This window comes from Streptomyces sp. NRRL S-495 (assembly GCF_000966955.1).
Lineage (GTDB): Bacteria > Actinomycetota > Actinomycetes > Streptomycetales > Streptomycetaceae > Kitasatospora > Kitasatospora purpeofusca.
In genome coordinates, this window is sequence record NZ_JZWY01001053.1 from 1 (window position 1) to 5,296 (window position 5,296).

Consider the following 5,296-nt stretch of genomic DNA (forward strand, 5'->3'; position numbering starts at 1 on the left):
GTCAGGTACGGAGCGCGTCCTTGCGGAGGAACCGCTTGAGGCGCTGCCACGGCCAGGTGTTGATCACGTCCTCGGTGCTGAGCCATGCGCGCTGGGCGGTGCCGATCCCGTACCTGGGGTAGGCGAGGTGCGGGGTGGCATGCGCGTCGCTGTCGATCGAGAACTTCACGCCGTGGCGCTTGGCCCGGAGTACGTCCTCGTCCCGCAGATCGAGGCGCTGGGGCGAGCTGTTGATCTCGATCGCGGTCCCGGTCCGGGCGGCAGTGGCGAACACGGCGTCCAGGTCGACGTCGATCGGCCCGCGCCGGCCGATCCGGCGGGTGGTGAGGTGGCCGATGATGTGCACGTGCGGGTTCTCGCAGGCGCGGATCAGCCGACGGGTCTGGGCGTCCCGGTCCGCGCCGAAGTGGGAGTGGACGGACGCCACACAGACATCGAAACCGGACAGGAACTCGGCCGGCCAGTCGACAGTGCCGTCGGGTCCGATGTTCAACTCGGTGCCGTGCAGCAGTCGCATCCGACGGTGCCGCCCGGCCAGTTCGCACAGCTGCTCACGCTGGGCGAGCATCTTCTCGTCCGTCATCCGCTGCATCACCAGGTCGGGGGCATGGTCGGTGACCGCGTAGTACGCGTAGCCGCGGGCGGCCGCGGTGTCGATCATCTCCTCCAGGGTGGCCAGCCCGTCCGTGAGATCGGTGTGGGTGTGCAGGTCGCCACGGAGGTCCGCCTCGGTCACCAGATCCGGCAGCTCGCCGCGCAGGGCGGCCTCGATCTCACCCCGGTCCTCGCGCAACGGCGGCGCGATCCAGGGCAGGCCGAGCGCGGCGTACACCCCGTCCTCGCTCGCCGACACGATCTTCCCGCCGCCCTCGGCGTCGAACAGCCCGTACTCGGAGAGCTTCAGGCCGGCCCGCACCGCCATCGTCCTGAGCTTGATGTTGTGCGCCTTCGAGCCGGTGAAGTAGACCAGGGCCGCGCCCCAGTCCTCCTCCGGGACCACGCGCAGGTCGACCTGGATCCCGTCCGTGGTGCGGATCGAGGTCTTGGTCGGCCCGGTGCCGATCACCTCGGCCGTGTAGGGAAGCGCCGTCAGCGCGGCCATCAGGGGTGCCGAATCCTCGGCGGTGGCCAGGACGTCGATGTCGCCGACCGTCTCGCGCATCCGGCGCAGCGAACCCGCGTACGCGCAGCGGGTGCACCCCGGTACGGCCGTCAGTGCCGTGACGATCCGGTCGGCCAGCGCGGTGGCGGCGTCCAGCAGTGTCCGGCCGCCGGACTGCCGGATCAGTTCGATGCCGTGCAGGATCTTCTCGCCGCTGCGTTCGCCCAGGCCGGGGACCTCGCTCAGCCGGTCGGCGCGGATCGCCTCGGCGAGTTCGTCGACCGAGGCGATGCCGAGGTCACGGTAGAGCGCGAGCGCGCGCTTCGGTCCGACGCCGGGGACGGACATCATCGCGCGCACTCCGGCCGGGATCTCGGCCCGGAGCGTCTCCAGTGCCTCGATCCGCCCGCCGGTGAGGTACTCGGCGATCTTCTCGGCGGTGGACCTGCCGACCCCGGGGATCTGCTGGAGCCCCTTCACGTCGAGGCCGTCGATGTCCACGGGGTGGCCGCCGACTGCTCGGGCGGCCTTCTCGTAGGCGCGGGCGCGGAAGGCGTCGCCGCCGGTGATCGAGATCAGATCGGCGTACTCCTGCAGCAGCTCCCTGACCTTGTCGTTGAGCCGGGCCATGGGGTCAGTCTAGGTTCGCCGGTCGGATCGGGCCGGGTGTCCGCAGGCATCCGTCGGCGAGTGGGGGAGAAGGGTGCGGGAGAAGTCACGGCCGGTGCGCGGAAGGGACCGGTGGCCGGGGTGGGGGCGCGTGCGGACCGACGCGCGCCGGTGTGGTGCTCCCGCCGATTGCCGGAGGGCGGCCCCGCTGGTCGGCGGGGTAGCAGCGGCTGGTGTGGCCCCGGGGCCGGATTGTCACCCGGGCGGCGGGGGCGCAGGCTTGGCGCAGGGCCGGGGAAGCAGCCCGCACCGGTCCGCCACGGGGTGGCGGACCGGGTCCGCGAGGGACGAGGGGCAGGACGATGGCAGGCGGGAAGCTCTGGGGCTACGTCGCGTCGGGTGCCCGGGCGCTGGGTGGGCTCGGCCCGCTCGGGCGGTCCGGGGCACTGGCGGGCGCGCGGTTGCTCAAGGGCGTGGGTGGGGGTGGCCGGCCGGAGCCGGACCGGCACGGGGCGATGCTCGCCGCGCCGATCGGGACGGTGGGTGCCGGGAGTCCGGGCCGGTCCGTGGCCGGCGGCATGGCCGGACCGCAGCTGTTGTCACGGCCGGAGTTGGAGCGGTTGCGCTGGATCGACCGGGCCGGCGGCTGTGTGCCGGACGCGAGGCACGTGCTCGGTGGTGGTGCGGCTTCCGGTGGGGCTGCCGGTCGTGATCGCGGACGCCCCGCGGTTGGAGGCGGCCCTGGCCGGGCTGGTCGATCACGCGATCCGTCGCAGTCCGGCGGGGGCCAGGGTGCTGGTCCGGGCCGATCCGCTGCCGGGGCCGGACGGCCTGCTGGGTGCTCGGGGAGGGGTGGGGCCGGGAGGGGTGTTCGGTCGGGGGGCTTCTGGGAAGGGCTCCCTCGGTAGGGGGGTGCTCGGCAAGGGGGCGTTCACCGGGGGAGCGTTCGGCGGGTCGGAGGCATGGACGGCCGAGCCCGCCCGGGTAGAGCTGAGGGTGGTGGACCGGGGGGCATCGGAGCCGCCGGAGGCCCGTCAGTGGCTGCTTGCCGGGATGTACGGGAGCGGTTGGGCCGTGGGGGGTGCGGGGGACGCGACCGCCTCCCGGCGGGGGACGGGTGGTCCGGAGCCGGTCGGGCCGTCGATATCGGCGCTGGTGCGCGCGGCCGGGGGGCGGCTGAGGGTGGAGCAGACGGCCGGCGGCGGGCTCACCGTGGTCCTGGTGCTGGCCGTCGCGCGGGACTGAGGCCGGGCCCGTTCTCGGGTCGGTGGCGGTTGGTCCAGCGGCGTTGCGCGGCCCCTGTTCGAAACCGCAAAGGGTTCTTCGCAAAAAACCTTTGCGAAGAACCCTTTGCGGTTCTACAGTGTTGCCATGACCGATGACCGCCGGTGGCCGCACAGTCCGGACCCGCAGACCGATGTCGTGATCGATGCCAAGGGCCTGCGGGCCCTGGCCCACCCAGTGCGGGTGCAGCTGATCGGGCTGCTCCGGAAGAACGGCCCGTCCACCGCCACCAAGCTGGCCGAGCAGTTGGGGCTGAACTCGGGAGCGACCAGCTACCACCTTCGCCAGCTCGCGGCGTCCGGCTTCGTCGCCGAGGACACCGAGCGCGGCAATGCCCGGGACCGCTGGTGGAAGGCGGTCCACCAGGTGACCTGGTGGACGGACAGCGGCCTGGCGGAGGAGGATCCGGAGGCGGCGCTCGGCTATCTGCGGTCGATCGTCGCGGCCCACACCCTTGTGGCGCAGACGGCGCTCAACGCCTACGAGACGATGACGCCGGAGTGGCGGCAGGCGATGGACTTCAGCGACATGGTGCTCCAGCTGACCCCGGAGGAGGCCCGGGCCCTGGCCGGAGAAATGTCGGAGGTGGTCGCCCGCTACCGCCGCATCGCCCCGGGGGGTCCCGTCCCCGAGGGGACGGACCGGGTAGCCGTGATTGTCCAGGTGCTTCCCGAGCCGCAGGCCTTCGACGACGACGCCTCGGAGGATCGGTCATGAGCGCGGACGCCACGATTCCGGCCCGGGTTCCGGCGCCCGGGTCGCGCAGCCTCCGGCCGCTGGTCGGGGTACTGACGGCGATGGCCGTCTCGCTCACCGGCACCCGGGTCTCGGCGATCGCCCTGCCGTGGTTCGTGCTGGCCACGACCGGCAGCGCCACGATGACGGGAGTGGTCGCGTTCGTCGAGCTGGCGCCCTATGTGCTCGTCAAGGCCTTCACCGGCCCGGTGATCGACCGGCTCGGTCCGCGGGTCGTCTCCTGGACGACGGACGCGGTGAGCGCCGTCGCGGCGGGCCTGGTCCCCCTGCTGCATGCGTTCGGCCTGCTGCCGTTCTGGCTCCTGCTGGTCATGGTCGCCATGATCGGCGCCGCCCGCGGCCCGGGAGACCTGGCCAAGGAGGTCATGGTCGCCGAGGCGGCCGACCGGGGCCGGATTCCCATGGAACGGGCCACCGGACTGTCCGGGGTGACGGAGCGGCTGGCCACCACGATCGGTCCGGCGGTCGGGGGCGGGCTGATCGCCCTGCTCGGCCCGATGGCCGGTCTGACGGTCAACGCGGTCGCCTTCGCACTCGGTTCGCTGGTGATCGCCGTCGCGCTTCCCCGCGGGATGGGACGCTCCGCCGCTGTGCCGGAGGCATCCGGGCCGACGACCGCGTCGACGGGAGGCGGGGCCGCAGCCGGGGTCGCAGCCGTCGACGGGGACCGGCCGGTCGGCTACTGGCGGATGTTCCGGGAGGGATTCGCCTTCCTGCGGGGCGAGCCGCTGCTGCTGACCGTCATTGTGACGGTCGCGGTGACCAACCTCCTGGACGCGGCGTTCCTTACCGTGCTGGTGCCCGTCTGGGCCCGGGAAACGGGCGGCGGCCCGGCCGCGATCGGTCTGACCGGGAGTGCCTGGGGGATCGCGGCGGTGGCCGGCAGCCTGATCGCGGCGGCGGTCGCCCACCGCCTGCCGCGCCGGACGGTGTTCTTCGTCGGCTTCCTGCTCGTCGGTGCCCCACGCTTCCTCGTCCTCGCCATGGACGTGCCGATGGGACTGGTGGTCGCGGTCTTCGTGGCCAGCGGCTTCGGCGGTGGCTTCCTCAACCCGATCCTCGGTGCCGTCCAGTTCGAGCGGGTGCCCCGCCATCTGCTGGGCCGGGTCAATGCGCTGGGCGACTCGCTGGCCTGGGCGGGGATCCCGCTGGGCGGCCTGCTCGCGGGTGCGGCCGTGTCCATGGCCGGGCTCATACCGGTGCTGCTCGCGTGCGGCGGTCTGTACATCGCCACCACCGCCCTGTCCGGCCTGCGGCCCGAGTGGCGGGAGATGGACCGCAAGCGTGGCCGTGCCCAGGCGGCGGCCCCGGACGCGAGCAGCATCCCGGAGCAGACGGTCCCGGGCCCGACGGCCCCGGTAGCCGGCTGACCACCGCAGGGCTGGCCGGCGGCAGCTACCTTCCCGCCGGATATCCCCCGCACGGCAACCGGACGCCCGCCGGACGCGGGCACGCGGGCATGCGGACACAGGGGCTACGAGCTCCGGGGGCGAGGGGCGGGAAGTGGCGAGGTCGTCCAGCGGAGGAGAAGGACGGAGGTGAGGG

The 5,296-nt window shown here is 73.2% G+C and carries 4 protein-coding genes; 3 read left to right on the plus strand and 1 reads right to left on the minus strand.

Annotation, left to right across the window (positions count from 1 at the left end; all coding sequences use genetic code 11):
• Position 1: 1 nt before the first annotated feature.
• Complete coding sequence (polX, locus tag VR45_RS38745; protein WP_045944655.1) at positions 2-1,732, minus strand: DNA polymerase/3'-5' exonuclease PolX; 1,731 nt, start codon at positions 1,730-1,732, stop codon at positions 2-4.
• A 672-nt stretch (positions 1,733-2,404) separates the two neighbouring features.
• Here polX and VR45_RS38750 point away from each other — a divergent pair.
• The 3 genes from VR45_RS38750 (at position 2,405) to VR45_RS38760 (ending at position 5,121) form a co-directional block, all read left to right on the plus strand.
• Entirely contained in the window at positions 2,405-2,956 is a 552-nt protein-coding gene (locus tag VR45_RS38750; RefSeq protein ID WP_159394525.1) for a hypothetical protein, read from the plus strand.
• A 126-nt stretch (positions 2,957-3,082) separates the two neighbouring features.
• The gene (locus tag VR45_RS38755) at positions 3,083-3,712 is read left to right on the plus strand and encodes a helix-turn-helix domain-containing protein (protein WP_045944657.1); all 630 of its coding nucleotides are present in this window, start codon (positions 3,083-3,085) and stop codon (positions 3,710-3,712) included.
• Positions 3,709-5,121 (plus strand): MFS transporter, encoded by a 1,413-nt coding sequence (locus VR45_RS38760; protein ID WP_045944658.1) that lies wholly within the window; start codon positions 3,709-3,711, stop codon positions 5,119-5,121. Before VR45_RS38755 ends, VR45_RS38760 begins: the two co-directional genes overlap by 4 nt.
• Positions 5,122-5,296: the final 175 nt, after the last annotated feature.

Excerpts from the sequence above, each read along its gene's own strand:
- polX (WP_045944655.1), bottom strand. The coding sequence starts at position 1,732 with ATGGCCCGGCTCAACGACAAGGTCAGGGAGCTGCTGCAGGAGTACGCC.
- VR45_RS38755 (WP_045944657.1), top strand. The coding sequence starts at position 3,083 with ATGACCGATGACCGCCGGTGGCCGCACAGTCCGGACCCGCAGACCGAT.
- VR45_RS38760 (WP_045944658.1), top strand. The coding sequence starts at position 3,709 with ATGAGCGCGGACGCCACGATTCCGGCCCGGGTTCCGGCGCCCGGGTCG.